This is a genomic window from Ruegeria sp. ABM4_193, assembly GCF_056158705.1.
Window position 1 is genome coordinate 1,174,118 of record NZ_JBSWTT010000001.1, and the last position, 26,482, is coordinate 1,200,599.

A 26,482-nucleotide genomic window follows, 5' to 3' on the forward strand; every position below is an offset into this window, starting at 1 on the left:
TTGGGTCGCGCGGTTTGCTTGGCCCCTTCGGCATGGACCGTTGCGTGCTGTGGGGATGTCTGCTTTCCTCGACCCAGTCTTTGCATTCTTGGAACCGCAGTGAAGGTCCGTTCCCTGAAGGTTTTTCGATGCGGGCCGAGGTGCAACTTTGCCGTCAGGAGCTTCCGGCGGCCCGCGTTGACAAACCTCGGAAGGAGGAAGCCACGGGGGTCTCGGATCAGGTTATGGGGAAAGAGCGCCGGCGGGCGAAGCTGACTTTGCCACGGGCGCGGCGTCGATTGTGTTGGGTTCGCCAGTTGCAGTCGTTTTCCGCCACCTTGGTCGCGGATGTTCCGCAGATTGGACGCTGAGAACGCAACGCCGATCGTCATTTTGGATGATGGTCGCAAACGGTCTTGGCCGATCAGCCAATGACGACCGGAGCATATCGAAGTGTGGGGTCAAGCATCGGATCATGCACCCTGCTCCCTTGGTGGCGCGCGTGACATCGGTATCTGACCGCGCCGAAAGATCTCGATGACACGCATAGGACCGCCGCAGCGGGGACACGGCTCGCGCAGGGTGAGAGAGGTCGTCTCGGGTTCCATCTCTTGTTCGGTAGTTCCTTTTTCGCTTTGAACAGCAATCAAAGCCCGGATCTTCCGGATGTTCGTTTTGCGCGCTGAACTGGCCAGCAGACCGTAGTGGCGGATGCGGTGGAACCCGTCGGGGAGGACGTGAATGAGGAAGCGGCGGATGAACTCTGGCGTTGCCAATCGCATGACCTTTTGGCGGTCACCTCGTTTGATACGGTAGTCTTTCCAGCGGAAAGCCACGGTATTGGCAACCGCACTAACCAGTCTGCGGTTCGAGATCGCGACCCGGTGGGTATAGCGGCTGAGATAGGACAGCACCGCCTCGGGCCCGCCGAATGGGGGTTTGGCATAGACCACCCAGTCGGTTTTGCGGAACGGGGCGAGCCACTTCGCGAAGGAAGCCGCTTTCGCCAGGCAGGCGAGATCGCCAAAGAAAATGAGCTGGCCAGCGCGATACAACTCGAGAAGGCCTTCCAGAAACAGGCGTCTGAACAGCCGCGCCAAACCGCGCACATGCAGGAAGAACCCCGGCTTGCAGGCCACCCATTTGGTGCTGTCCGGTGACAAGCCACCACCCAATCATATGGATATGCGGATGGTGGGTCAGCGCCGAACCCCAGGTGAGCAGCACGCTGGTCATGCCGACCTTCGCACCGAGCCGCTTGGGATCGGCCGCGATGGTCATCACGGTTTGCGCTGATGCGCGGAACAGCAGGCCGTAAACCGCCTTCTGGTTCCAATACGCGATGCGAGCGATCTCGGCCGGCATCGTGAAGACAACGTGGAAGTATTCAACCGGCAGCAGATCCCCGGCGCGCACCTCCATCCAATCCCGCGCGGCGGGGCCCTAGCACTTGGGACAGTGACGGTTCTTGCAGCTGTTGTATGCGATGTGATGGTGGGCGCACTTGGTACAACCCACCACATGCCCACCGAGCGCTTCGGTTCGGCAGGCTTCAATCGCCGACATCACCTTGAGTTGGCCGAGACTGACATGGCCCGAATTGGCCTGCCGATATGCGGGACCGTACTTCCGAAAGATATCTGCAATCTCCAACCCTGGGCGCGGCATCCGCCCGTACCGTTACTCCAGCCCCCGCTTGACAGTGTGATCCTGCAGCTTCTCCAACATCTCATAAGGACTGACGGTACCGCGGATGGTTTTGGTCGCGACATGTGTATGGCGCGCTGTCGTGCTGAGCTTGGAATGCCCCAGAAGAACCTGGATCACCCGCACGTCCGTTCCAGCCTCGAGCAGATGCGTTGTAAAGCCGTGGCGCAGGGTGTGAAGGGTCGCGGGCTTGTTGATCCCAGCCATATGTTTGGCGGACGTGAATGCCCGGTTCAACTGGCGCGGCGACAGGGCCATGATCTTTGGCTTGCCGGGAAATAGCCAGCCCTCAGGCCGCGCCTCTCGCCAGTAGTCACGCAGTAGATCAAGCAAGGCAGGTGACAACATGGCTTTATGGTCTTTGTCATTCTTGCCCTCGTCGACATGGATCAGCATCCGGTCACTGTTGATGTCCGCGACCTTGAGATTGCAGACCTCAGATGCCCTCAGACCCGCGCCGTAGCTGATCCCCAAGGCCGCGCGATACTTCAGCCCAGGACCGGGAACTGCCGCCAAAAGATCGCCCACCTCCTCGACGCTTAAAACAACGGGCAGCTTCTTCGCCTTGCGCCGGAACTGCATGTACCGCTTCATCTCCTCGCGACCGCAGGTCATCCCGTAGAAAAACCGTAGCGACACGATCCTGGCGTTAAACACACCGGTCGAGACGCCAGTATCGGTCATGTGAAGCTGGTACGCGCGCAGCTCATCCGGTGTCGCTGTATCGGGTGAGCGCCCGATGAACTCGGCCAAGTACCTGACCGCCCTGATATGGCCTTGCTGGGTCTTCGGTGACATCCCACGAATGCGCATATCTTCTATCATCCGCGCACGCAGCGGGCTCATCTTCTCCTCTGTCATCAGAACCTCCTGTCATCAGATTGAGAAACCCCAATCGTCAGACAGGTCAGCAAGATCGCAAAATACACGCCGTCAGGATTGGCCCAAAACCCTAGCCAAAAGCGCCATTGCCGCGTTAGCGGCTTCGTCCTTCCGCCGATTTAACCATTCTCAGGAGCAATATCCTGGATAAGAACGCTTGAACGGGCCTGCAGCTGCTTGAACTGCCGCATATGTCCGAAACGGATCATATCTCGCGCACCTGCCACACAGGCCTTTTGAAATCATAACCGCGCCGATGTCTCGGCCGTTTGGAAGTACATATCTTCAAGCGATGTAGGTTTACCAAAGTTTGCAGGGTTTGGCGGGTTTGGCGCCACCCCTAGCGCCGGTGCTACGGAGCAACCAAACAGCACTATACGCCAATCTTACATAAGGGCGCTTATGCCCTTGCCTTCTCTGACAAAAATCTAGCACCATCGCGCATAGATACCCCAAGAATGGCGATGCAGGAAAAGTAAGGCCGATTGAGAAACATGGCGAAAAGCATAAGAATTGAATCCTCGCCCAGATTTGCCGGGAACAGAGCGTATGAAAACGGACCAACAAATATACCCCTGTTCTGGAGCGATAAGAGAGAAGATCATGAAAATGCCACCACAATAATCATTGGAAACAACGGCACTGGAAAAAGTCGTTTGCTGCAGTCGTTGGTTAGTAGCCTTCTCGCGCTTTATGAAACTGACGAGAAGAAGATGTTGAGTTCAAAGAGCCGCAAAGCTGTTGGCGATTTCAGCTTTCATTGCGACGGTGAAAGATATCAGGCTCACCACGACAGGCGCGGAGGGATGCGAGCTTACTCCCGCGGAACCAAACCTGGCACACAGCCAAACCCACTCCCATCTAGAGTTATTGCAGTGTCGGCCTCCCCATTTGACAAGTTTCCTCTCCCATTGCGACAAGCAAATCTCTCGCCGCTGGATAGTTTGGAGGGTGAGTACTTCTATTTTGGTTTGAAGGATAGAAGCGGAAGGGCATCTGCGTCTGCTGCCATATACCGAACTGTGGACAATCTGATCTCCGCATCAATTGCTCAGGGCGAGAGGCAACTTGCGATTTCCAGAGTATTCAGATTCTTAGGGTATCAGCCGCGGATAGATGTCCGATATCGACTGACCACTTCCATTTCAAAGCTGCAGTATTTTGTTTCAGACCTGGACATCAGTTCGAGGCAAGAAAACATACCGGACTACCAACTGAGGCGAATTTCGAGATTTATCGAACAGGAGAAGCTCGAAGAAAAAGAAATTCAAGAGTCTTTTGAAATTGTGCTGAATTCATTGGTTGATGATAAGCACATTTCAATAGCTACAGATTTTCCAGGAACTCCCATCGAGTATGAACTGTTTCGCTCAGTCCAAACCTTGCGACGCATAGGGGTCCTACGTCTCGAAGAAGCCGTCGTTCGCAAGCTCAATCAGGACCAAGTATTCAACTTGATGGAAGGTAGTTCGGGAGAGTTAGCAATTCTCTACAGCCTTCTGGGTGTTTCTACGGCAATCGAGAGTGGCTCAGTCATACTAATAGATGAGCCAGAAATTAGTCTGCATCCAAGTTGGCAAGATCGGTATCTCGATCTTTTGCTTGACGCTTTCAAGGAGTTTTCTGGTTGCCACTTCATTTTGGCAACCCACTCTCCGCTTATCCTTTCTGACATCCAGCGAAATAGTGCTTTCATACTCAGTTTGGACGATGAAAAGGCAGTTGAAGTCGACGATGTTTCTGGGAAATCATCGGACTACCTACTGGCCCAAACATTCGGAGTACTCTCCAATGATAACCACTACTTGAGGCAGCGAGCCGTTGTCGCACTTAGGCTTTTGGCGGAAGGCGATGTGAATGATCCTGGGCTATGGGAGATCAAAAATGAGTTTGAGAAGCTAGTGCCGCATCTTGACAAACAAACTGCTGTTTCCGAACTTCTAGTTTCAATCATCAGTGCGATTGACGAAGGGTCTTATTTAAAGTGATTCAGAACCCTGTTGAGTACCTCGAGCAACACTTGGAGCTAGTTGAACGTTTCATACGGACTGATCTAAAGGACCCGGATTATTGGTCCGATGAAGAAACGACAGACATCAAACGTCACATCAAAAATCACTATGTCCAAGAACAAGCCCGGGTCTGCTGCTACTGCAACAAAGAGTATCCAACGAATCATGGGAGAGCTTGGGACACAGAGCATATTCAGCCCCGCTCAAAAAGCCCGCAGTTCATGTTCACTCCCGAGAATCTGGCCGCTTCTTGTATCGAGTGCAACAATGCAAAGTCCGCAGAATTGGTACTAGACAGAGACGATAGGGTAAGATACCCGAATAGCTCAGCTCTCTTCAAAATCGTACATCCTCATTATGACGACTACGATCAGCACATTCGGAGGTTGGGTAATGACTATTACCTTGGACTATCCGCCAAAGGTACTGCCACAATTTTCATCTGTCAGCTGCATCGCTTTGCCGGTGATGGAACGCTTCCAGTACAGCTAGAGAACAGGAATTTTGAACGGCTTGTGGACACGATTTTCTCTGGTTCGCCGGAAGAAGCAGAGCAAGCTGTTCAAGATTTTAACGATTTAATTGAAGCTGGCAGGCGCAGGAGACAGGAGTAGACGCCTACCGCATTAACGTAATGGACCCTATCGGTTGTGCGTAGTCATTTTTCTCGGGTGCCTAGGCTCCGAAAAATCGTGTTAATCTCCGTCTCCAAATGTTGGCCTCTGTAGACAAATGAAGTCTCATGTCGCGCGTACTTTCCGTGTAGATCGGCGCTAAGCCAGTTGTAAGACCCGATTGCAAGCAGATCGCTGTCAACTGCTACGATCTTGCTATGCAACCTAGGCACTTCGTGAAGTCGAACGCCAATTTTGGATAGAGTCCGTGCCGATGCAGAGCTGTAGGTGGTTGGGACACAGATTAGTCAAGGAGGGGAAACCTTAGATGATGAGGTGTTGAACTGGTCTCTTTAACTGGTTCTTGGAGCTCAAAGAGAACCAGGAATCCATACGATTCCAAGGGATCAAAACCAATTGTGTCAGACCTCGAACTAATTTCGAAGACTATTGGCGTGGGGTCCGTACGCCCAAAACCTGGGGCAACAATGAATGATGAGGACATCAGATCCAGGCCGAGCCTTGCATACTTGGACCGCGTATTTAGCAATCCCATTAAGTTCAATGGGAGCCGCAACCTTTCCGTTGAAGAGCCGAGGTACCTTTCGTTCTTTGAGACACCGTCCTTATACAGGCTCCTCGTAGCAGGATCGACAGACATCGAAAAATTGATCTCAGGTGGCAGCACTTTAAGCTCGTCCGAGATGCGAAGGCCGATACGAAAATCATCGAGCATGGTGAATTCTTCGCTACCACTGCTTTTGATTTGTAACTGACCTTGGCGTGAAAGCTCGTTGATGCGGGAACGGCGACAAAGCTTCATGAAGCAACCAACGAGATCGGCGAGTTAACTGGACGCTCTACGAATTCTGGTTCGCCTAACACCTTGAATTCTTGCAGAAACATTGGGCTCGGCTCAACGCCGCCGATTACGTAAACCTTCACTCTAGTAAGTGTCAGATTTGGTAAGGGGAGGTAGGTCGATGCAACAAAAGCGTTACCGGCAATCTTGCGTGCCATTTCGAAAGCAAAAGCAATTTCCCTCGGGTGTGTCTCTAATTGCGGAATGCACAACTCAAGTGTCAAAACCCCCGCGGTAACATCAATGCTGCTCGAGGTGTGCCAGCGAGCAAAAATGTGGTGGCTCCTGCTTAAAGGCGGAATGAGGCCTAGGCTGTACATTTCGTGGTTTTCGCGTCCTGCGCCTTCGATTATCTCGTCGGCAAGGCTTACGAGTGCTGCAAGAAACCTAGTCCTTATCGCTTGAGGACCAATTTGCATTATGTTTGCAACTCTATCGAACCGCTTATTGTCACCTGCGTGTGCTGCTGCAACAGCAATGATCGCTCTCCGCTCGCCAAAATTAAAGTATCTATCGGCTGAACCGTAATCCCAAATTTGATCGACCTTGGTTTCATGGCCACGGCGCCCGAAAATGTTGCCGAGGTCGTGCAGGAAAGCGGCAACCGTCAGGATTTCACGCTCGGCGGAGCTGATCGACGGTAAAATTTGGTTTGCCAGTCTATTAGAACGGTCGGCGACTTCGATAGCATGTGAGAAGTCGTGGGCCGTCAGTAGGGCGTTGCCACCATCGGCAATGGCTGCCCCAATGTTGGTGTTGTCATACAATGGCCGCCATGCCTCGATCGCAGATTTTATTCTCCCTGCTAGTCTCATGCGGCACCAGATTTCACGTTCAGGTTTGCCGACGCGAAAACCTGCGTTGCGCGCATCAAATCGGCATAGGGTTCCTCGCGCCAATTCCAATTCAGGCTGTCATCTTTGATGGCCTTTACGGCTGCTCGGCGAATAAACTGCCGCGGTAGTTTTTTGCTTTGATAGGCGAGGGTTTCCCGACCGATCTTGACAACCGTGTATCCGGAGTGGAGGCGAGCGACGACGTCTGACGGATCACTTCCGGTTAATTCGGGATCGCCCGCCATCTCGAGGATCGCGGCGCGGAGGTGTTCAATCCTTTCGCCCATTGGTATCAGGTGAACATGCGCGTGGTGAATACAACTTGCACTAGTGGCGGTGGGATTGTCGATGCGGACAGAGCCATGCTCGGCTAGTGCGTATTCTCCCACCGTCAGACCCAGCACCTGGGAAAACTCCTCTGCGCGGCTCCAAATTAGTGAGCGGCGCTCGGGCGTCATTTCTGCTGTGGAGCAGACATGCTCGTCCGGTGTTAGGAGCAAGTATCCCGGCAGAAAGCAACCTTTTGTCGGAAAGAGATTCAAGCCGTCCGACGCAAGGACCAATCGGTCTGACTGCTGGCCAGGGCCAAACTCGCTGCAGATCTCGCAGTTGGGATCGCGTTGTTGCATGTAGTTCTGTGGAGGCAGGTGGCGCATCATGATGTCGATAATGCCTAAAAAAATGAAATTTGTCTACACTATCGACAATTTACATATTTGACCTAATGAGGTATCGTTGTCGACAATTTCACAAGTTCGTGGCTCGCATGCTATAATGTGGTGTTTCAACAGAAAGTGGCCTGAAGAATGAACGATGAACACAGTGTGGACCAAGACCTAGTGAGAGCACTTGCGTTATGGCCGGCGCGAGAGGACTCGCTACTTCGAATGAGCATAGGCCAGCTGCGCGCTCTCTACCTAATAGGCAACCTAAGAAGCTACTCAGATGCCGTGGATCGCATCAATGAGGAAAGAACCGATAGAAAGATCACACAAACTGCGTTGAGCCGCCAAATCTCGTCCCTTGAGAAGCATCTGCAACCCTTCATATCGAACGGTGATGGAAAAGACATCCAGCTACTCACGCCGGACAAGGAGCTGGGGAAAGGGCATTATAGACTTACCATAGCTGGCCAAGCGATGATCGGCTTTGCAGAACAAGTACTAAAGCAACTAGTAGCATTCCGGAGCCAACACGATGCTCGAGGTCACGCGCAAATCGTAGTGGGACTTACCACGTTTCTTCTGCCAGCCATTCGACCGTTTCTGTCCGACATTCGCGAAAGCGGGCTTGGCGACTCCTCGAATGCGGTAGACTTTCGATACATGAATGTGAAAACAGACCAACTGCAATCAACACTCAGGAACGGCAAGGCCAGCTTCGCTTTCGGCGGATTGATGACAACACCGGGCGATGGCCTCCACGAAAGACTGAACCATGAAAGTACTGAGCCGGGGTATGAATTCGATGACCCGAAAGACAACGACATAACGTTCGTTCTCATGGGCTCAGACGAGCTTGGCTTCCTTTCCTGTGGAAATATTTTGGATGAAGAAGTATCAGACATCCGCACACTTCAAACAACCCTTCCAGGACAACGCTTACCCGTAATCCTCCCACGAAGGGGAATTGTTTACGAATACCTATGCGGTTACTTCGGAAGTGCTTCGGAGCTCGAGCGAGCATTTGACGTCAAAGAATGGGTCGAAGATGTACATTTTGGATTAGAGATGATTCTGATGTATCAAAACGAAGGAAAAGCTGTCGCAATGCCATTGCTGCGGGGAATTTACGATGATCGCTTTATGAAGCGATATATTGAGCCACGCAACGCATCGAAGTTTCAATTTACAACTTTAAGAGGCGAGAGGATAAGGAGTAGCCACACGGTGTTCGCATACTCGAAAACCAATATCGCGGATTCATCGCTTAGAGCCGACTATATGTTGATGGTGAACGACTATATTGAAAGAGTGAAAGAGTGTATAAGCGCTGGCAAGCTCGGGCGTAAAGGGACCATATGAAAATACTATGGGTCAACGTGAGAAGAAGAGCACGAAATCGAAGAGTTGCGACTAGAATCGAAAAAATAGTACAGAAAGAAAATGTTGATCTAACTATTCTCATTGAAGCACAAGGATCAAATAGAAAGGAGCTATTTAATTTCATAAGCTTCAATCAAGTCATTATAAGTTCAAAATTCTGCGTTCTTCACCAGAACTCTCGACGAATCGAGGTCGAAGAGATTGAGCCGTTAAGTAGTATTCGAATAATAACCGATGAATGCGATATTTACGGAGTTCATCTTTCTCCTTACCGAGCAGCCGACAGGCGAAAACAGCTCGAGAAGATTGGTGAGCTTCTGAGGAGACGACACACAGACAAGGTGCTTATCGGAGGAGACTTCAACCTACTCCCTCGATCTGTAGACGGCTTGTATGGTGGTGAACCCAGCAAATGGTCAACCAGAAAAGAAATGGGTTTTTTTCATGAGTGGATGACAAGACATAAGCTTCTGGACCTTCTTGCCGACAAGCAGCCGGAATTTACAGTCGAGAGAAAAATAAACGGCAAAAAAGCAAAGTTTCGATGCGACTTAGTTTTGACAAATGTGCCGGAATCCGTTCGTGCCGAAACACTCCATCAGTTTCGCATGGGAGAGGAGCCGCTATCTGATCACAGCGGCCTAGTTGTGGAGATATACAATTGAGACGTTATGAAAGAATTGTTTGAAGAAAGTGTGGATATTCCGTTAAGTTGGTTTCGATCAGAGAACACCGCTATTCGGCGCTCGAGAGAGACTCCATTTTCTAGAGCGCTAGTCGAGACTAACTACTTGTCGGAGGAAGGCATTACTTCAATACTGGACTTTGGCTGTGGAATTGGAAGAGACGTCGAATACTTCCTGAATAAAGGATTTTCTTGTTCCGGATATGATAGCTATGTGCCTTTTGGTTTTTCAGAGATAAACGAAACTTGTCGATTTGATTTAGTAAATTTAATATATGTTTTGAATGTAGTTTCCGAAAAGGAGGAAAGACAACGTATAGTCGATAGTGTTGTGAGATTTACGAAGAGTAACGGTCAGATTTTAGTAGTATGCCGGTCCGAAAGAGCGATAGAACAACAGGCGAAGAAGAAAAAATGGCAGAAATATAGGGATGGATATATATCTTCAAAGTCTAGGCGCACTTTTCAAAAGGGCTACACAAAGGAAGAGATCTTGGAGTGTTTTTCTCCGAGGTTTTTTGAAGAGATTAAATCTCCGCTAAAATTTAGCAGTGATTGCGTTGGTTGTCTGTTCAGAAAGTTTACCTAGTTATCTAGTGCTTTGAGGATTGATTCCATAACATCCGAAATCGATCCTGAATTAGATATACTGACATCTGCATCGATGGAGTGTAGTTCAGTATCTGAAACATGAAATCCCATTTCCGTGTTCCCTCGACGAATCCTAATGAGCTTTCCTCTGTAAGCCTTAATGAGGTTAGCTTCGGTCTGGAAGCGAACATCGTCAACAACTACAAGGCGCGGACTACGCAATTGGGTATATCGTCTTTCCCAATGTCGAAGCCAGATATCGGGACCAATCAGGTTTCGACCCCATTCCGTCCCAAGAGTTTGTAGCGCCCAGCGTGGTGACTTGCCGCAAAGCGCATCATGAGCGCTCTCTTTCTGCCACTCTTCCAATTGATCAATATTAACACCCATGCAGGCAAGCATATCTTTCATTGGGTCAGAGAAGCGCAGCGCTCGAAAGCCATGATGATCAATTAAGACTTTCGCGATAGTGGTTTTGCCAACGCCGCTCGATCCCATCAGTCCGATGAGCACGTCCGCATCTGAGCCAATGAGTGCCTTGCGCATGCTAAGGCTTGTACCCAAAAGCTTCCGCTCTTCGCAATAGTGGCTTGTAGTTTGCCATGACGGTTCGCGGACGCTAGACCAAACCCGAGACTACGGCACCAAATGAAGCTTGGTTTCAGTCTCTGCCGATTTATCGGAGCCCAAGTATTGGTCTAGGCATGCCAAGGACCACAAGACACCCGGCCAGAAAAATGACCTCAAGTGCCTCTTTGGGCGTGTCAGTGAGCGGTCATAGCAAATGGCCGTGAAGCGCATGTATGAAGGTATTCCAAGCCGTGCTGACGAAAACCGAATGCAGGCATTCCACAAGTCGGATTGGCCGGAACGTGCGGAGATAGCCGAAACCTTCGAGGACGACAGATACCGTGAATTGGCGCGGCGCCTTGTGTTTGCGAAGGCTCCAGAGGCTTTGTCGACTGCGCGTCACGAACAGCTGCAAGCTTGGCTGAACAACCGCCGTCATGGGCGTGACGGTGTCGAAACCGGGAGAGCTTTGGCAGACGCAACGTCAGACCTGGAAAAAATTAAAACAGAACAACCTGCAGGCAGTGAGCCAATTACCGTCATAAAGCATTGGCTTGAAGCTTTTTGAGTGCACTCGAGTTTGCTGGGCATATCACCAGTTGGAAAACGCAGTTTTGCACCGCGCAGAGGCCAAAACCAAACCCGATAAATAGATCTAGCGTCCGAGTTTGGTAGGGTGCTCAAAGAACACAGGCGCCCCCCTTGTTTAGGCAAGCTTGATTACTTCGATGTAGAAGTTGCCACTTAGATCGCGCAGCACTCCCAAGCGTTCAGCTTCGTTGCGTTTCACTTTGTCCGAGAGCGGCTGAACTAGCCGAGGCTGGATAGTCTAGTATACGTCCCTGAAACATAATTCTTTCATCGCAGGACAGATTAGGCAACTTGGTAAGGGTGGTGGCTAGGAAGCAAAATACGAAATAATTCCAAATTCTTAACGAGATCGCCAAATGGCAAATTTGAAAATCCTTGACAGTTAGGGTTTTCGGCAGGTTATCCTAGGTTTATTTCAATCTTACAGGGGGATGAAATGCGGTCCCTGGCTTTTTTTGCGATTGCACTAGTTTTAATGGGCTTTTCTAATCAAGCTCGTGCTTGGAAAATTGACGTGCACATTTGGATTGCCGAGCAAGTATTGGCAGACATCCAAGACGGCGACCTCGACCTACTTTTAGATGGGCGGAGAGTATCCATTCCGGTTGAAGCCCGAGAGTTGCGCGCACTTAGAAATCACCCGAAAATGTATCTTCTTGGGAGTATTGGACCAGATGCATTTCCGGGTGCGTTTTCTGGCCAACTTGTTATACACCCGTCGGTGCAGGGCGGTTGGGGTACGTCTGATTGGTTGGCGCATCTCCTTGAAGACAATAGTCTCACTGATGCCGAGCGTGCTTTTGCATTGGGTTTCGCCTCTCATGTCGCTTCAGATGTTTTTGCCCACACTTTTGTAAATCGATACGCGGGCGACGTATTTGAGCTTACTGAGCACGAATGGGCAGCTATTCGACATATCCATGTTGAGTCATATGTCTCCAACTTCTTGCCGGGCGTTCTGGATCGAGCAACCGGTAGAACGACTAACGCTGCAACGGCTGTTCGAACTAACGGAAAGATTGAGATACCTGAAGATCTTCTTGTCCGAAAAATTTTTCTAAATGCCGATGCGATGGGGCAAATGGAAAAGTCCGGTTTCGCGCCTCATCTGGTGGGTGCACGAAATCTACATAGAACTCTCGATGATTTTGTCAGCGATGATGGGTTGCTAATTGAAATTGAAGCACTTGTTATTCAATATTTGGCGGAGCTATACCTGGAAATTCCTATTTCGAACGAGCAGGCTAAGGAGTTGCAAAAGCTGTCAAATAAGATAAACGCCGAGCTCAACAAAGCTGGTTCAGATGCATCCAGGATTTTACAGGACCTGAATACTGAACTGCATAAGATCGAAGGTTTTCAAATCGATCTGCATGAAGACCTGTTGAATACAGCAGTAGATATATCCTCCAAATTGGCCGATGCCCACATCAACATAGCTAGGGAGTTAAATAAGCTGCATCGCTTAGAGGCCGAGTTGTTAAACATACCCGCTACGATAATCGAAGAAGTAAAAGAGAAGATTCCAGGCTCTTGCGAGATCATATCCTTAGGGGGGCTAAATCCATTTACAAAGGAGGTTTGTGACTGGGTGACGAAGCAAGTTGTGAAGGAAAACCCCTTATTTAAGGCCAAACAACTGCAAATTGACCTGGTTAACTCAGCCATCAACACTGCGGAAAATGCAAAAAATGACTTGGATAAAGATCTTCGAGACGCAATTCGTGAAGGCATTGATGCAATTCGTAAGGCGCATGACAAGAAGCTCGAACTCACAAATCAGCTGATTTCTTACCTTGAGTCGAACCCGTTCGGCCCTCCTCACCGAAAAAGGTTCGAGCAATGGCGGGACAGTATTCCGGTAGCGTTGTACGAATTCTCACGCGCGAACGCAGAAGCCATTGTAAACTCCGTGGACCCGTCAGACCCCAGTATTTTTGAACCTCTACAAGATTGGTTAATTTGCTACGGACCCGTCTTTATCTCAATCCCCGCCTTTGCAGGTGATGCAGTTTGCGCTGGTTTGGATGCCTTCCGAGAGATAAAAGAAGAGATTGACGAGTTTGAGCGTGAACTCGCCGATGTGGTTCCTGTACTTGGCGAAGCAATACGTTTGAAACAGAAAATTGAAGATCGTATTTCGACGCTGAAAGACGAGGTATTGACAGGTGCTATAACGACCGGATTGTCTGAGTTTGACAAAATTGCAAACACTAACTCCACATACATTTTCAAGGGTCTCACTCAGCATGTTGGTGAAGATGAACTGAATGATGTCATGCGGCAGGATCGCGGTGGTCAGGGGCTTCCACGATACTTTGATGCCGCGCAGCGTATTAATGCCGAAATGGCCATCGAGAACGGGACCTTCAACCCGGATAAGTTTCACGCTGCTTTCAATTCGGTTGTGCTTTCCAAATTGTCCGTGTTGGACGACTCTGGCCTAAGATCTCTGGCTCGTCGCGCCGGGGTGGGCTCGTCCGTCTATGGTTCCTCGCTCTACGACGGTCGAACAGAAGAGAGCAGGAACATACTATATGGCTTCGCACGGAATATTGATGGTAACCACCATTGGCATGTACTTGCGCCCCCTCATCCAAGAGACAATGGAGGCATTGAGCAAACGGACTTTCTCCTTCGTGCAAGCACACCAGACCGTCGATTCGGTAGGTTCGATGATTTTTGCTCCACCGAGAAGAACCTTGGAATGCGAATGTGGGTGGACGAATTGGCGAGAGAGAAGCTGTTTAAGGCACTGTTTCGCGGTCCAGTGGCGTCAGGCGTAGACCGTCCGCAGCAACTCGGCCAGGGCTTTTCAGATGTCTTGCCAGCCGGTTATCCAACGCAACTTTTCCAGGACGATGGCTGGAATGAGGACGGCCTCAAATACTACCAAGAAATTTCTTCTGCGATGACGTCATTTGATGTCAGCGTAGTTAGTCCCATTGAGGGTGAGGTAGTGGTGTCAGTCGGCGACTTGGAGCTTCATCGTGCTTTGTTGGCGCAGGACGATACGACCTATTTCACCTTTCAAGTACCAAGCGCCATGATCCCAGCGAAAATTACCTTTGAGAATCTACGCAGCAATGGTGCGCTGCATAGCAAAAGGATAGTTGATGCAGGTTGTAATCAGCAATCCATCGAACAGACTCTTCTAGAGCCAGAAAAATTGGCGGTCGTAAGAGGTGATAATCTATGGAAGCTCACAAAGGCGTTAGTCGGAGACGGTAGGCGTTATCCAGAGCTTGTCGAAGCGAATATCGAACTTATAGACGATCCCGACCTAATTTTCCCTGGTCAGATATTCGCTGTTCCATGGGATAGCGGTGTTGAGGTCAAGTTGGCCAACTGACGAAGTATTAGCGACAATAGACACGCCGCCCAGTAAGGGGCGGCACTTGGTCAGTACTCTGCGGCAAGCATGATAGTCAGAACGCGATGGGTGCAGCCTTCATTCGCCGGGTTTTCAGAGCTTTGCTGCATTGATGGATCATAATAGTTAATCTTGAAAAAGACCTTCTCACCGTCAACGGTGCCCGTCCGTTGAACCCGCCCTGTTGAGCTGGTGTGGAAGCTGTTACGCTGCTTGAGCAGCGTAACTCCAAGGGAGTAGTTCGTCGAGGCGGGTGATCTTATGGTCTGCGATTTCGCCGAGGACCCAGGTGAGCCACGCTTGCGGATCGACGTTGTTGAGCTTAGCAGTTTCGATCAAGGTGAAGGCGATTGCTATGGCTTTGCCGCCACCCTCCGAACCCGCAAACATCCAGTTTTTGCGACCGATGGCCACCGGTTTGACCGCTCGCTCGGCTGTGTTGTTGTCCAGTTCCAGGTGGCCGTTCTCATGATATGCCGGCGCCTTTGGCATCCGGCCAAGGGTGTAGCGGATGGCTTGGGCCAGCGGCGATTTACCGGAGATTTTAGGCAGTTGTGCGTGCAGCCAGGCTTCCAGATCATCGAAGATTGGCTTTGATCGGGCTTGCCTCAGCGCGACGCGCTCTTCGGGCGCTTTACCCCGCGCGTCTTTCTCCACGGCATAAAGTTCCGCAATCCGGCGGATTGCTTCCTCGGCAATCGCGTTGCCCTGAGATGCGAAGACATCAACAAACTTGCGCCGGACATGAGCCATGCAGGCTATCTCATCTGCCTTGTCGTGGCCAAATAATCCGTTGAAGCCGGAATAGCCGTCGGCATGCACCCAGCCCTTGTAGCCTGCGAGATGGCTGACGGGATGTTCACCCTTTCGATCAACGGTGAACTGGTACCACGCGCATCCGGCGTGATATCGAGGTTTTTCAGCATCGCCGATCCTATACCGGATCAGGGACAGAACCTGAATCCCGAAAGCACTCAACGTGCTGTATTTGTTACCTTATCCAGCCTTCAAAGGTCGCCACGTCTTTTGTGGCATCCGCCGATCGATCCCTTCCAGCAGCATCGACAACTGCGCGGCGGTTACGCTGACCTTGCCGTCTTTGGCGGCCGGCCAAACAAAGCGGCCTTTCTCCAGCCGCTTGCTGAACAGGCACGTGCCCTGTTGATCCCACCAGTTGATCTTGAGCAGATCACCACGCCGCCCTCGGAACACAAACAGATGGCCGGAATACGGGTCCAATTTCAACGCCTTCTCAGCCTGCCCGGCCAAGGTGTTAACCCCACGCCGCATGTCCGTGAAGCCAGCAGCAAGCCAGACGCGCGTGTTGCTTGGTACCGGGATCAAGCTGTCAGACCGTGTACCAGGCTGACCAAGGAGGTCAGCGCTGTCGGCCCCTCGACCAGAATGCGCCGACCATCTGACAAAGTAATGTCGACACGGCTGGCCGACAGAGGGGCAGATAGAGGTGGCAGTGGCACGTCGATTGGCGCTGGGTCGAGGGCAACATCAGCCGCGATCTCAATCGGCGGAAATGTTGCTTCCTGTTCAGGCGCCGCAGACTCTGGTGTAAAGCGCGGGTCCTTCAGCCATTGGAAAATAAGGTTCGCATTCACCGCATACCGCCGCGCAACCTGTGCCACCGACATCCCCGGCGTCATTGCCTGCGCGCAAATCTCGCGCTTCTCTTCATCCGACCAAAACCGCTTCTTCCGCTTGCTCATAGAGTGCCTCATAGTGTCCACTATCGATGGTGGACACTTAGCCTCCGCAATTGGTTCGCGTTAGGTCAGGTTCAACGGACGCTTACCTTTGTCCTCAAAGATCAGTTGCCCATCAACGCGCACGATCATGATGCAGTCCGGCAAATCCCGGACGCAGGGGTGACAACAGACTGCTCGCCTTGGTATGTGTAAAATCTCTCATCGACCAGCGCGCCCTGACCGTTATGGGTCGACGCCTTTGATGTTTGTGCCATTTTTCTGGCCTCCTGTGATTACAACAGGCCTCTTTCAATAAGCACTATTTTCGCGGGGTCACCGGCTTTAAATCAGGCGTTTTCTCCATTCACAGAAAATCTTCGAACCGGGCAATCGGCTTAGTACTCCGGGAACAACAGGCGAAGCTGATTGAGCACCTGATGCGGACGACCAACGTCTACGCAAACCGCTTGTAGCAGGCGCTTCGTACCGGCCACATTCCATTCCTTCAATAACCCCGGTTTGCCTAGGTGGCTGTCCCATGGGTAAAGTAGGATAAGCCGGCCGGCATCGTAGGCATGGGCGTAAGCCAGCATCTGATAAACGTCGGATTGTGAAACGTTGCGATTTCTTACGTCTTCAGTATCAAGACGCTTCCACTTCGTATCGAGGATCACGGGTCCACGTTCGGTCTCGATGACCACATCAGGTCTGAGTGAAAATGACCCAGCTCCCCCTGGAAGGTGCCTCAAAGCATAATGCCTGCGATCTTGGAGTTGCACAGGCAATGGTGACAAAGCGCGCTTTAAGCTTCTCCCAATAAACTTCTCGAACAGGTCGTTCATCGGGAAAAGAAGGGAGAACCCAGACGGTCCACCAGAGACGGTACTCTGCCAATCACCTGACAAAAATATCTTTGCGAGACCATACACGCTATGGAATGCGGTGTTTGTTCGGTCCAAGCAAACCGGCTCTGCAAGCGGTCTAGCGCTGGTACTTGCATGCTCAAGTCGGCTTACCAGCTCATCCAGCCGCCTAAGGTTTTTCGAAGTTCGAGCAAGTTTCGATAGCCGGAGCACCGCCGCCTTCAGAACCCGGTTGATAGGAGTATTTTCACTTAGTTCGTCAAACCTGCACGCGAGACGGTCGGGGCGCGCTGCGTGCACCGTCAACTGGCGCTTTACGAGTAGACTGCCGCGGAACACGGGGAGGTCGTCCTCTCGCTCTAGGTATTGCCGCGACAAACCACGTTTAACCGCTGCGAGTAATCTCTCACAGAAAAGACGGATAAGCAGCTCAAGCAAGTCGTGTCTTTGGGTTTGCAGAGACGACAATTCACCCTCCGAAACCCGTAAGTCATAGGCGACAGCAAGCATGCGGATTAATGCGCTGCGAACGGCCCCGTCGTCGCCTTCAATCTTGGGGAGTATTTCAACAGTAAGGCCTGGGATCGACAGAATTCCCGTGACCTGCTGGGCTCTCAAACCATGATGGGTTCTGGTAAGCACGCCAGTTTCTGGGAGCCTTAGTTGACGTGAAGCTTGTACAGCAAGACCGTGTAACATGTTGGCTTGAGACTCGCGAAGGTCGCCATCCTCCACGCGCAGTTCCTGCCATTCGCGCCGAGTAATGGTTGGTAGTGGTTTGGATCCTAGAGCCGTCATTCAGAATCGACCGGTTCCGCACCAGCAATGGCTTCCGCATATGCCGATAGCCCGTATGAACCTTCGCTTAAGTAGCGATCCACAAACTTCCAGCGCTCCTCGCCATAGTCATCGATTCCGGGTGGCGTCGGGATCTTTTCACGCCTCAAGAACCTATCTCCACCACCAAGCACGGCCCGAACACGGTCAAGGTCCTCATGGAAGTATTCGCGCAGAAGAGGCACTATTTTATTCGACATGACTGTATCGAGTTCAGGGAGAGTGGTTGCGCCCATCAACCACGCGTGACCAATCAGTTGGTCCGTTCCAAGGAACCACTCCAAACGGGAATTGATGCTTTCGAGCACAGAGGCGACATCAACGCCGTCAATCTCTTTGAGGACATTGGGCTTCGGTGGCATTTCTACGAATTGAAAGCGCCGTCTCAGGGCCGTGTCGAGCAGAGCAATTGACCTATCAGCCGTATTCATTGTTCCAATGATGTGAAGGTTTGGCGGCAGCGTGAATGCCTCGCCCGAGTGCGGCAGAGTCACAGAGATTTCGTTTTGTGCGCCGGATCTCTTGTCCTCTTCCAAAAGCGTTATGAGCTCACCCATAACCTTGGAAATGTTAGCGCGGTTTATTTCGTCGATAATTAAAACATGAGGTGGCGGTGGAGCGGCCGATCTCTTTTCTTGGACATAAGGCACCAAAGCGTCCCAGTTAATCTGATTGTTATAGAGCTGATAGATCGAGTGCTGGGTGAAGTTCTTTGAATAAATATCCTCGACGGCAATGCCGTCATCCGTTTCATCTTTCCAGAGCCACTTAACTGGGCGTCGATGGTGGTATTCATCTATGTCGCGAGGAACATACTCATAAGGTCCTGATACAATACCTACCGCCTGTATCCGACGGTTTCCTCGACTGGCCAGAACGACGTCGCCGGCCTGCATTGCAACGCGAATCCGTGACGTGAAGACGATGTTGCCATGGCGCCCGTCAGTGTCTTCTTGCCCAGGCTCCTCCCGCCATCGATTTGCTATCGCTTCGTAGCTATCAAACTGCGGACCTGACCAGTCAATTTCGCCTCCATAACCCAAGAGGACATATCCATTCTCTAGACACTCATCGCGCAAATAATCGTCTTCGGGGTTATTGCTGCGCCCGAGTGAAACTTTGAAGACCTTCCGCCCTGAAGGATCAAAAGTTTCTGCAGTCGTGCTCGGTAGTTTTCTTGCTCTGTCGGCGATCCTTTTGAGCACACCTTCCACGGGTTGAAGTCGAAAACCTGCGCTCGAGGTCTCGTCGTCGCTTTCTCCTGTTTCTGGTCGTAGCCCTTCAACAAACTCTTCGTACCCATACGTCTGGTGAAAAGTAACGAATTCGACCCGCTTTTGTTTTACGAGCTGGTCATAACGTTCCCGTAGCTCCCCATTTTCAGTGGGAGCCAGGTCATCACAGATTTCTACGGCACGCCTTGCAGTGACATACGTCTTCCCAGTTCCCGGGGGTCCGTAGAAGATCGTATTGAGAGGTTTGGCCTGCATTGTGCTCGTCTTTCGGCGTTCGAAGGGGGTGGTCACATCGGGCAAATCAACCAGCTTTCTCCCTGCGGTCTTCTGATACGCCTTATTGAGCAGGGTCACCAAAGACTGAGGCGCGTTGGATAAATACGCACCTTGATTCAATTCGAGTTTCCGATTGTAGAACAGACCGTGGCCGTCTTCGGTCTCCAAGAGGGCGCGCATTTCTGGTCCGATTTCCGCGTCCTTGAAGAACACATCGCGCGCTAGTTCTGGGTCCAGAGGTTCGAATTCACATAGTTGGACACGATAGCCAGGTTGGCCTGCCCAATCGGTGTCCGGAAGGCCGACAAACTGATCATTCACCTCCTCAGCAACTACGGACTTGCCTGTGAAACCGAGGTTGTCTGTCAGGTGCAGAACGATATCACCAGGTGCCACCAATCGCATACTTGAATAGAAGTCACCACCGTTTTTGGCGCGTTGTGGCGACCAAAGTGCCACGCCAAGACGGTGTTCCCCTGACTGACGATCAGGTCTGCTTTTGACGATCGTCTTCTCAATCCAAATGTTGGGTCCCGCGGCGGGTTGCTCACTACCGGCACCGGTCTTGCGTTTTTTTGGATCTTTGTCCTCTTTCCCCCATCTCTCCCTTAACTTCTTGTCATAAAAATCGATCTCTGTTGTGCCGTACTCTGCTTCCAGTTTCTTGCGGATTGAGAGAATGGTTTTATCCAAATTGCATGGTGTTTTGCCGACTTTGAAGAAGTCTTGATCTGGGTCAAGGATTTCAGCAAAAGAGCCGTACAGTTGCTTTTTGTGACTTCTGCTGCAGATCCTTTCGAAATATGACGGGTAGCAATAATACAAAAACATGTGGCGAAAAGCTCTAACCACACTGCCATCGTTGCTTGCGACCCATTCACATAGCTCCCAGGGCGCGTCATCTAGCAATGCCTCACGGTTCTCGGCCGGCACCTGTTTCCAAGCAACAAGCAACTCAATAAGAAATCCGTACTCATCGGGAATCTTCGTGAGAAATGCAGTCCCTGGGTTGGCGACACCAGCCAATGCGTCTGCATTAAGGGCCGCAGTCTTAGGGAGCTGGTCACCCGAAAGCTCCCAGACCTCTCGAATGCGTTCCGTCTTGGTTGCGGCACCAAAGTAGCTATCGCCGACGAACACAAGCAACAACCACAACGCCTCAGCTGCGAGCTTAGCAACTTCCGGTCTTGCGCCTTCTAGTTGAAGGGCCAGTTTTTCATAGAATTTCTGATCACCCAAAATTGGGTTATCGACAAAATGTGTCCTTAGCTCAGCAAAATTTTCGGTGGTCCAAAGTGCCTGATCTGAAAAAACGCTGCCACTGCCCTGCAGGCACCTGGATTTCCATGCGTCTGCCTGAGCAAGAACCGCCGGTGTTGTTTCATATCCCGTCCAAGTCGCCATTTTTAATCACAAATTTCCATTTTACTGCAATTTGTGACAACTATAACGAACCAAACGCGGCATGATAGTAGATTGTGCCGAACCCATTTTGCGATGACGCCACCAAGGCCCAGCTCTGTTCGCCAACTCGTTCGAACCAGGGATAGCTCGCCCACCGTAAGCGCCGTACGCCGTCAATGGGGTGGGGTTGCCCGGGTTTGCAGTGTTTACCGGGTTTGGTGCGGCTGGTAGTTGCGCCTGTGGCTAAAAAACTGTGTATTGCGGTTCAAGTTAACATTTGGGCGCTTCGGGAGAGCCGTGCACAAGCTGTGATTGTGGGTGATGGGAATTGCGGCGACGGATAATGCAGGAAGCGCAAGTCAATCAAACCAATTAGGGGGTTTGTAAATTTTTACCTCTTGACGTGAGTCATGCGGCTCACTACATATGCCGAACCGCTACAAAGGGAGTTCCCAATGCGCAGTATTGAAGTCGAAACCAGCGTATTCGCCTTGATCTGGGCGCTGCGTGCAGACGGTGAAGAGTCCGAAAATGAAATACTTTCTAGAGTATTGCCAGACTATATGTTGATCAAAGACTCTGAAGCAAAAAATCTGGCAGCGGAGTCGCAAGGAACACATCCGAGCTCCAAGGCTCTCTCACAACCAACCGATGCTTCCGAGTCGTTGGAGGTAAAAGGCTCTGAAAAGACTCTTGGTCAAGCATTTGAGAGGGAGACTCCAATGGGAAAGATTCGCTGGGTAGATGACGTGTTCGAAGCAATTCGTAGACTCGGAGGCAGTGCCACCCTGCATTCGATCTATAGGGAAGTAGAGTATACCCGCCGGAACGCTGGGCGCTCAGTTCCAAAGACGCTTGATGCGACTATTAGAAGGACGCTGGAAGATCACTCGTCTGACTCCGCCAACTATCGTGGGACTGATCTTTTCGCCAACGTTGGTCGCGGTGAATGGGCAATCCGGGGCTATCGCCGCGCTTAGCGCTGGCGCATCGGTGCCTGTGGGAGCGCATCTGCGCTTAGGTTGCTGCCTTACTACCGTCTGATTTTGCTGTAGAAAATTGGTGATTAAGAACCGGGGCGATTGCGCACTATGGAACCAAAAAAGCGGAAAGAGATAGTGCGAAGCTGGCTTGCCGGCCTGGTATTGGGTCTTCTGGGGCACCGATACAGAGGAATTGCGCTTTCGAATTCTGGGGTAATACTACTTTCTCGAGCGCCCAGACAATTTTCGTTCACTGACATTACGCACCCCCTGCAAGTAACTAAGATCTTGGGCAAGTCGTCAGTGATGGTAACTATCAGGGGCGGCGAGGAGGTCAAAGCTGCTGGCTTCAAAAAGTCAGTTGCGGCTGAATTCGTCACATCGGCCAACACTGCTTGGCGGCGACACTTTGTCGAGCAGGTCGACCGCTATGACGGAGAACTCCGTGCTCTGGCCGAAGCGGTTGGATGTTTGGATCAGCCGAAACGTTATCCGTCAGCGTGCCTTCTCCAACCATTTCTCGCGCGCGCAAATGCTGTAGTTGAGAAACTGCCAGCCGAGATACCCAAAGATGTCTTGTCATCTGAACAGCAGAAAATCTTGGATCGAGTTTGGGAGTTTCAGAGAGAGCCAGTGCGTTTGCGCGACGCCGCAATTAAGACATTTACTGACGCCGAGCTCGGCCAATTCGAAGATTTCTTCAACACGATCGAGTCAAACCCACTAACGCCGGAGCAGCGACTGGCAGTTGTTGCTGATGAAGACGCTACGCTTGTTCTTGCTGGAGCGGGTTCCGGCAAGACGAGCGTGATCGTCGCCAAAGCGGCATATCTGATACAAAGTGGGATCCGACAGCCCGATGAAATCTTGCTTATGGCGTTCGGAAAAGATGCGGCGGCCGAAATGGCCAGTCGTATCGAAGAAAGGGCTGGGGCAACAGTAGACGCGCTGACCTTCCACGCCCTTGGCAATAGTATCATACGGCAAGTCGAGGGCGGTGCTCCGGCGTTAGCGGCACATGCAAGCGACGACAAGCAATTTGCAGTGCTTCTCCGTGACATTCTCTTCAACGACATTGCGAAGCTACCGGTGCTGGGAGCGCTACTTCTGAAGTGGTTTTCGGAGTTCTATTGGCCCTACAAGAGCGAATGGGACTTCGAGACAAAAGATGAATATTACCAGTACGTTGAGTCGCATGAGCTTCGGACGCTCCAAGGCGAGCTGGTAAAAAGCTTCGAAGAGTGGGAAATCGCCAATTGGCTCTACTTGAATGGCATTGCTTACGAGTATGAGCCTGACTACGAACACGATCTCCCAGAGAACGACAGGACTGCCTACACACCGGACTTCCGACTTGCCGAAAGTGGTGTCTATATCGAGCATTTCGGCGTTCGGAAGTCCCAAGGACCGAACGGAGAAGCCAGGCTTACAACGGCACCTCACGTCGATCGCAAAGAATATCTTGAAGGCATGGAGTGGAAACGAAAAGTCCACGCCGAACATGAAACAACTCTGGTCGAAACCTTCAGCTACGAACGTGTTGAAGGTCGTCTGACAGAGGCGCTGGAGGAGAAGATTGCGCCTTACGCGACCCCCAACCCAATCCCACCTGAGCAGGTCTTCGAACAACTGACTGAGATGGGTCAGGTAGACGCCTTTACGCAAGTCCTAGGCACCTTCCTTCGGCACTTCAAGAGTTCTGGGACGAGCGTTTCGAACTGTCTGGACCGGGCAAAAAGATCCCGAGATAAAACGCGCGGCGTTGCGTTCTTGAAAATCTTCGAACCAGTGCTTGAAGCGTATCAAAACCGATTGGGCGACCGCATCGATTTTGAAGATATGATCGTTCGGGCGACTGAGCATGTAAAAGCGGGTCGGTACAAGAGCCGCTACCGCCACCTTCTGGTGGATGAGTTTCAGGATATTTCCGAAGGAAGAGCGAGCCTGCTGAAGGCCCTCAAATCGCAACATCAGGACGCGCGGGTTTTTGCCGTTGGAGACGACTGGCAGTCAATTTATCGGTTCACTGGATCAGATATTCATCTGATGAGAGACTTCGGTGAAGAGTTTGGCGGCGTCTTCGCTGGGGCATCTGGTGTACACAGCTCGGTTGATCTTGGGCGCACATTTCGAAGCGTCGACAAAATCGCTTTACCCGCTCGAACATTCGTTCTTCAGAACCCGTCGCAAATCACAAAGCAGGTTATTCCGGCAGGCAAATCCGAACTCCCGGCGATTAGGGTTGCACACTACGGGTGGGGTCAGGAGATTGATGCGCTCAAGTCTGCACTTGAAGATATCGAAGCCGTCACCAATGAAAGCGAAACATCGGTTCTCTTGCTTGGCCGCTATAACTTTCTGCGCCCAGAGGAGCTGCCTGAGCTGCAAAGGCGTTATCCAAACCTCTCTCTCAAGTTCATGACGGTGCATCGCTCCAAAGGATTGGAGGCTGACCATGTGGTGGTACTTAAAGCTGCTTCTGACCGCATGGGTTTCCCGTCTGAGATTGTGGATGATCCTTTGTTGGATCTCGTTCTTCCTAAGCCAGAGGAATACGACCACGCCGAGGAAAGGCGGTTGTTTTACGTCGCTCTAACGCGAGCACGAAAAACCGTGACGGTTCTGGCAGATCGGCAAAGGCCTTCAGTCTTTGCACGTGAGCTGGTTGAAAACCCCGACTATGGAGTGGTCGAGCTCGGTGAAGCGGGCATTTCCGAACACCGATGCGGCGTATGTGGGGGCAGAATGCTCTCGCAAACGTCAAAGAAGGGAAAACCGTACTTTCAGTGTGAACACCGAAAGCTCTGTGGCGAGATGCTTCGACCATGCAACGAGTGCGGAAAAGACCTTCCGATTGATGACAAAGCCCATTCTGGAACTCTAGTCTGCAGTTGTGGTGCCACCTTTCCTGCTTGTCCAGAGTGTTCTGATGGATGGTTGGTTGAGCGAAAGGGTAAATGGGGCATGTTCCTTGGATGCGTTAAGTATCCGGACTGTAAAGGTAAGCAGAGTCCAAAGCCGTCAAGGCGTACTCGGTCGGTGAAGGAAGTTGTCAGATCTCCGAAGGCGAACGATGACCTCAATCAACTCGCTTTGCAGGAGCTACTCGACAGCGGGAAAATCCGGAATGTTGCGGGATTGGTGGACTACGTCTCGTCTCGAGGATGGTCGCTGAAGCGGGATAAGAGGCGTGCACCCGGTGGACGCTACACGATCGGTATCCGCACGGCCCCATACGAGATTTTCCGTGTTCGCACTGAATTTGACCCGTCTTCTGCCTATCTTCCGAGATCGAAACACGGCCGAGTGCGAAAGGAATGAGCGATAAACGCCCAGGCTAAAAGGTTGCAATAAACTAAAAGGCTTTGAGTTTTGGGCGGGTAGTTGCGCAAAAATTTTGAATACCCTTCTGAAGAAGTTAATGAATACAATTATTTACGGGGTTTTCGTGGAGGCGAGTACCGGAATCGAACCGGTGTACACGGATTTGCAATCCGCTGCGTCACCACTCCGCCAACTCGCCTTTTCAAGTAAAATCAAATACTTGCCGTGGTATGCTTGGGTTTGTAGCAGCTTTCCTGGAAGCCGTCCAGTGGATTGCGTGCAAATTTGGAGACAAGAATGAATTTCGCATGAGCTGGCGCCGGATTATTTCGACACCTTGGCTGGGTTGCGGCAACAGGGCCGTTGCTGGTCGGGTCAGGATGTGGCACAAGCCGGACATCCATGGGAATGAGACGAGATATCCAATGACAGATTTCGCAGCCCGGCGCCGCACAATGGTTGATACACAGGTCCGACCCTCTGATGTCACCAAATTCCCGATCATCGAAGCAATGTTGAGCGTGCCGCGCGAAAATTTTGTTCCAGATGCTCAGCGTGAAGCTGCCTATGTCGACGGTCTGATCGATATGGGCGAGGGGCGCGCTATGATTGAGCCGCGGACACTGGCCAAGATGCTGGATGCGTTGAACATTTCGAATGATGAGATGGTTCTCGATATCGCGCCGGCCAAGGGGTATTCCACGGCGGTGGCCGCGCGCATGGCGCAGTTGGTCGTTGGTGTGGAAAGTAACGAGGCACTGGCGGCTGAGGCGCAAAGCCTTCTGGCCGAAGCAGATGTTGATAATGCCATCATTCATGTGGGTCCGCTGGAGCAGGGTGTTGCCGAACATGGCCCGTACGACGTGATCATGGTGCAGGGCGGTGTCGAGCAAATCCCCGAAGGTTTGCTGGATCAACTCAAGGAACATGGCCGAATCGCGTGCTTGTTTGTCGACGGCAACTTGGGGACGGTGCGGGTTGGTCGAAAGTCTGGCGGTCAGGTCAGCTGGCGCGACGCATTTAACGCCAGCGCGCCGGTCTTGGAGAGTTTTTCGGCTGAGTGTGCATTTTCGCTATAGTCTGCCGATAGATTTTTCTTCCGCCTTGATTAGT

Annotated in this window: 22 protein-coding genes, 1 tRNA gene and 2 pseudogenes; 10 read left to right on the top strand and 15 right to left on the bottom strand. The window is 51.5% G+C overall.

Annotation, left to right across the window (positions count from 1 at the left end; all coding sequences use genetic code 11):
• Positions 1-452: 452 nt before the first annotated feature.
• A pseudogene (locus ACXADZ_RS05870) lies at positions 453-1,647 on the bottom strand (IS91 family transposase).
• Positions 1,648-1,659: 12 nt separating this feature from the next.
• Positions 1,660-2,547, bottom strand: a complete 888-nt coding sequence (locus ACXADZ_RS05875; RefSeq protein ID WP_475193661.1) for a tyrosine-type recombinase/integrase — start codon at positions 2,545-2,547, stop codon at positions 1,660-1,662.
• Positions 2,548-3,062: 515 nt separating this feature from the next.
• On the opposite strand from ACXADZ_RS05875, the gene ACXADZ_RS05880 reads away from it, so the two are divergent.
• On the top strand, positions 3,063-4,556 hold the full coding sequence (locus tag ACXADZ_RS05880) for an AAA family ATPase (protein WP_475193662.1): 1,494 nt from the start codon (positions 3,063-3,065) through the stop codon (positions 4,554-4,556).
• A complete protein-coding gene (locus ACXADZ_RS05885) occupies positions 4,553-5,194 on the top strand; it encodes an HNH endonuclease (RefSeq protein ID WP_475193664.1) in 642 nt (213 codons plus the stop codon). The genes ACXADZ_RS05880 and ACXADZ_RS05885 overlap by 4 nt, the downstream gene beginning before the upstream one ends.
• 44 nt (positions 5,195-5,238) lie before the next feature.
• On the opposite strand, the gene ACXADZ_RS05890 is transcribed toward ACXADZ_RS05885, so the two are convergent.
• The 4 genes from ACXADZ_RS05890 to ACXADZ_RS05905 are packed head-to-tail and all read right to left on the bottom strand — an operon-like array spanning position 5,239 to position 7,521.
• The gene (locus ACXADZ_RS05890; protein WP_475198493.1) at positions 5,239-5,499 is read right to left on the bottom strand and encodes a phospholipase D-like domain-containing protein; all 261 of its coding nucleotides are present in this window, start codon (positions 5,497-5,499) and stop codon (positions 5,239-5,241) included.
• The gene (locus tag ACXADZ_RS05895) at positions 5,499-6,017 is read right to left on the bottom strand and encodes a dCTP deaminase domain-containing protein (protein WP_475193666.1); all 519 of its coding nucleotides are present in this window, start codon (positions 6,015-6,017) and stop codon (positions 5,499-5,501) included. The genes ACXADZ_RS05890 and ACXADZ_RS05895 overlap by 1 nt, the downstream gene beginning before the upstream one ends.
• Complete coding sequence (locus tag ACXADZ_RS05900) at positions 6,014-6,823, bottom strand: HD domain-containing protein (protein ID WP_475193670.1); 810 nt, start codon at positions 6,821-6,823, stop codon at positions 6,014-6,016. Before ACXADZ_RS05900 ends, ACXADZ_RS05895 begins: the two co-directional genes overlap by 4 nt.
• A 44-nt stretch (positions 6,824-6,867) precedes the next feature.
• Complete coding sequence (locus tag ACXADZ_RS05905) at positions 6,868-7,521, bottom strand: hypothetical protein (protein WP_475193673.1); 654 nt, start codon at positions 7,519-7,521, stop codon at positions 6,868-6,870.
• A 177-nt stretch (positions 7,522-7,698) separates the two neighbouring features.
• Here ACXADZ_RS05905 and ACXADZ_RS05910 point away from each other — a divergent pair, with 177 nt between their 5' ends.
• Genes ACXADZ_RS05910 through ACXADZ_RS05920 form a run of 3 tightly spaced genes read left to right on the top strand, consistent with a single transcriptional unit; the run spans position 7,699 to position 10,211 of the window.
• Positions 7,699-8,916: a hypothetical protein gene (locus ACXADZ_RS05910; RefSeq protein ID WP_475193675.1), complete on the top strand. Its 1,218-nt coding sequence runs from the start codon at positions 7,699-7,701 to the stop codon at positions 8,914-8,916.
• The gene (locus tag ACXADZ_RS05915) at positions 8,913-9,602 is read left to right on the top strand and encodes an endonuclease/exonuclease/phosphatase family protein (protein ID WP_475193676.1); all 690 of its coding nucleotides are present in this window, start codon (positions 8,913-8,915) and stop codon (positions 9,600-9,602) included. The genes ACXADZ_RS05910 and ACXADZ_RS05915 overlap by 4 nt, the downstream gene beginning before the upstream one ends.
• A 6-nt stretch (positions 9,603-9,608) precedes the next feature.
• Complete coding sequence (locus tag ACXADZ_RS05920; protein WP_475193678.1) at positions 9,609-10,211, top strand: methyltransferase domain-containing protein; 603 nt, start codon at positions 9,609-9,611, stop codon at positions 10,209-10,211.
• Here the strand turns inward: ACXADZ_RS05920 and ACXADZ_RS05925 are convergent.
• On the bottom strand, positions 10,208-10,759 hold the full coding sequence (locus tag ACXADZ_RS05925) for a deoxynucleotide monophosphate kinase family protein (RefSeq protein WP_475193680.1): 552 nt from the start codon (positions 10,757-10,759) through the stop codon (positions 10,208-10,210). The two genes, ACXADZ_RS05920 and ACXADZ_RS05925, sit on opposite strands and share 4 nt — an antisense overlap.
• A gap of 238 nt (positions 10,760-10,997) precedes the next feature.
• Between ACXADZ_RS05925 and ACXADZ_RS05930 the strand changes: the two genes are divergently transcribed.
• Together ACXADZ_RS05930 and ACXADZ_RS05935 are read left to right on the top strand one after the other, a co-directional pair.
• Positions 10,998-11,351, top strand: a complete 354-nt coding sequence (locus tag ACXADZ_RS05930) for a hypothetical protein (protein ID WP_475193681.1) — start codon at positions 10,998-11,000, stop codon at positions 11,349-11,351.
• Between the two features lie 459 nt (positions 11,352-11,810).
• Entirely contained in the window at positions 11,811-14,726 is a 2,916-nt protein-coding gene (locus ACXADZ_RS05935) for a zinc dependent phospholipase C family protein (protein ID WP_475193684.1), read from the top strand.
• Between the two features lie 50 nt (positions 14,727-14,776).
• Here the strand turns inward: ACXADZ_RS05935 and ACXADZ_RS05940 are convergent, their stop codons facing one another.
• The 7 genes and pseudogenes from ACXADZ_RS05940 to ACXADZ_RS05970 all read right to left on the bottom strand — a co-directional run bounded on the left by ACXADZ_RS05940 (position 14,777) and on the right by ACXADZ_RS05970 (position 21,062).
• Positions 14,777-15,055 carry a DUF3768 domain-containing protein gene (locus tag ACXADZ_RS05940; protein WP_475198494.1) on the bottom strand — a complete coding sequence of 93 codons (279 nt, stop codon included), beginning with the start codon at positions 15,053-15,055 and terminating at the stop codon, positions 14,777-14,779.
• Positions 14,952-15,644: pseudogene (gene tnpC, locus ACXADZ_RS05945) on the bottom strand (IS66 family transposase); the annotation flags it as partial. The gene ACXADZ_RS05940 and the pseudogene tnpC, both read right to left, overlap by 104 nt.
• A gap of 99 nt (positions 15,645-15,743) precedes the next feature.
• Positions 15,744-16,091 (bottom strand): IS66 family insertion sequence element accessory protein TnpB, encoded by a 348-nt coding sequence (tnpB, locus tag ACXADZ_RS05950; RefSeq protein WP_475193686.1) that lies wholly within the window; start codon positions 16,089-16,091, stop codon positions 15,744-15,746.
• A complete protein-coding gene (gene tnpA, locus ACXADZ_RS05955) occupies positions 16,088-16,468 on the bottom strand; it encodes an IS66-like element accessory protein TnpA (RefSeq protein WP_475193688.1) in 381 nt (126 codons plus the stop codon). The genes tnpB and tnpA overlap by 4 nt, the downstream gene beginning before the upstream one ends.
• A gap of 125 nt (positions 16,469-16,593) precedes the next feature.
• On the bottom strand, positions 16,594-16,722 hold the full coding sequence (locus tag ACXADZ_RS05960; protein ID WP_475193690.1) for a hypothetical protein: 129 nt from the start codon (positions 16,720-16,722) through the stop codon (positions 16,594-16,596).
• Positions 16,723-16,842: 120 nt separating this feature from the next.
• Complete coding sequence (locus ACXADZ_RS05965) at positions 16,843-18,045, bottom strand: McrC family protein (protein WP_475193692.1); 1,203 nt, start codon at positions 18,043-18,045, stop codon at positions 16,843-16,845.
• 59 nt (positions 18,046-18,104) lie between these two features.
• On the bottom strand, positions 18,105-21,062 hold the full coding sequence (locus ACXADZ_RS05970) for an AAA family ATPase (RefSeq protein WP_475193695.1): 2,958 nt from the start codon (positions 21,060-21,062) through the stop codon (positions 18,105-18,107).
• A 455-nt stretch (positions 21,063-21,517) separates the two neighbouring features.
• Between ACXADZ_RS05970 and ACXADZ_RS05975 the strand changes: the two genes are divergently transcribed.
• Positions 21,518-22,042, top strand: a complete 525-nt coding sequence (locus tag ACXADZ_RS05975; protein WP_475193697.1) for a hypothetical protein — start codon at positions 21,518-21,520, stop codon at positions 22,040-22,042.
• Between the two features lie 309 nt (positions 22,043-22,351).
• Positions 22,352-25,366 carry a UvrD-helicase domain-containing protein gene (locus ACXADZ_RS05980; protein WP_475198497.1) on the top strand — a complete coding sequence of 1,005 codons (3,015 nt, stop codon included), beginning with the start codon at positions 22,352-22,354 and terminating at the stop codon, positions 25,364-25,366.
• A gap of 128 nt (positions 25,367-25,494) precedes the next feature.
• Here the strand turns inward: ACXADZ_RS05980 and ACXADZ_RS05985 are convergent.
• Positions 25,495-25,568 (bottom strand) — tRNA-Cys (locus ACXADZ_RS05985).
• Between the two features lie 226 nt (positions 25,569-25,794).
• Here ACXADZ_RS05985 and ACXADZ_RS05990 point away from each other — a divergent pair.
• Positions 25,795-26,448: a protein-L-isoaspartate O-methyltransferase family protein gene (locus ACXADZ_RS05990; RefSeq protein WP_475193700.1), complete on the top strand. Its 654-nt coding sequence runs from the start codon at positions 25,795-25,797 to the stop codon at positions 26,446-26,448.
• Positions 26,449-26,482: the final 34 nt, after the last annotated feature.

Coding starts and splice junctions, on each gene's coding strand:
- ACXADZ_RS05935 (WP_475193684.1), top strand. CDS start 11,811: ATGCGGTCCCTGGCTTTTTTTGCGATTGCACTAGTTTTAATGGGCTTT.
- ACXADZ_RS05925 (WP_475193680.1), bottom strand. CDS start 10,759: ATGCGCAAGGCACTCATTGGCTCAGATGCGGACGTGCTCATCGGACTG.
- ACXADZ_RS05920 (WP_475193678.1), top strand. CDS start 9,609: ATGAAAGAATTGTTTGAAGAAAGTGTGGATATTCCGTTAAGTTGGTTT.
- ACXADZ_RS05910 (WP_475193675.1), top strand. CDS start 7,699: ATGAACGATGAACACAGTGTGGACCAAGACCTAGTGAGAGCACTTGCG.
- ACXADZ_RS05880 (WP_475193662.1), top strand. CDS start 3,063: ATGGCGAAAAGCATAAGAATTGAATCCTCGCCCAGATTTGCCGGGAAC.
- tnpA (WP_475193688.1), bottom strand. CDS start 16,468: ATGAGCAAGCGGAAGAAGCGGTTTTGGTCGGATGAAGAGAAGCGCGAG.
- ACXADZ_RS05970 (WP_475193695.1), bottom strand. CDS start 21,062: ATGGCGACTTGGACGGGATATGAAACAACACCGGCGGTTCTTGCTCAG.
- ACXADZ_RS05960 (WP_475193690.1), bottom strand. CDS start 16,722: ATGGCACAAACATCAAAGGCGTCGACCCATAACGGTCAGGGCGCGCTG.
- ACXADZ_RS05980 (WP_475198497.1), top strand. CDS start 22,352: ATGGTAACTATCAGGGGCGGCGAGGAGGTCAAAGCTGCTGGCTTCAAA.
- ACXADZ_RS05975 (WP_475193697.1), top strand. CDS start 21,518: ATGCGCAGTATTGAAGTCGAAACCAGCGTATTCGCCTTGATCTGGGCG.
- ACXADZ_RS05930 (WP_475193681.1), top strand. CDS start 10,998: ATGGCCGTGAAGCGCATGTATGAAGGTATTCCAAGCCGTGCTGACGAA.
- ACXADZ_RS05915 (WP_475193676.1), top strand. CDS start 8,913: ATGAAAATACTATGGGTCAACGTGAGAAGAAGAGCACGAAATCGAAGA.
- ACXADZ_RS05875 (WP_475193661.1), bottom strand. CDS start 2,547: ATGACAGAGGAGAAGATGAGCCCGCTGCGTGCGCGGATGATAGAAGAT.
- ACXADZ_RS05990 (WP_475193700.1), top strand. CDS start 25,795: ATGACAGATTTCGCAGCCCGGCGCCGCACAATGGTTGATACACAGGTC.
- ACXADZ_RS05905 (WP_475193673.1), bottom strand. CDS start 7,521: ATGCAACAACGCGATCCCAACTGCGAGATCTGCAGCGAGTTTGGCCCT.
- ACXADZ_RS05895 (WP_475193666.1), bottom strand. CDS start 6,017: ATGAAGCTTTGTCGCCGTTCCCGCATCAACGAGCTTTCACGCCAAGGT.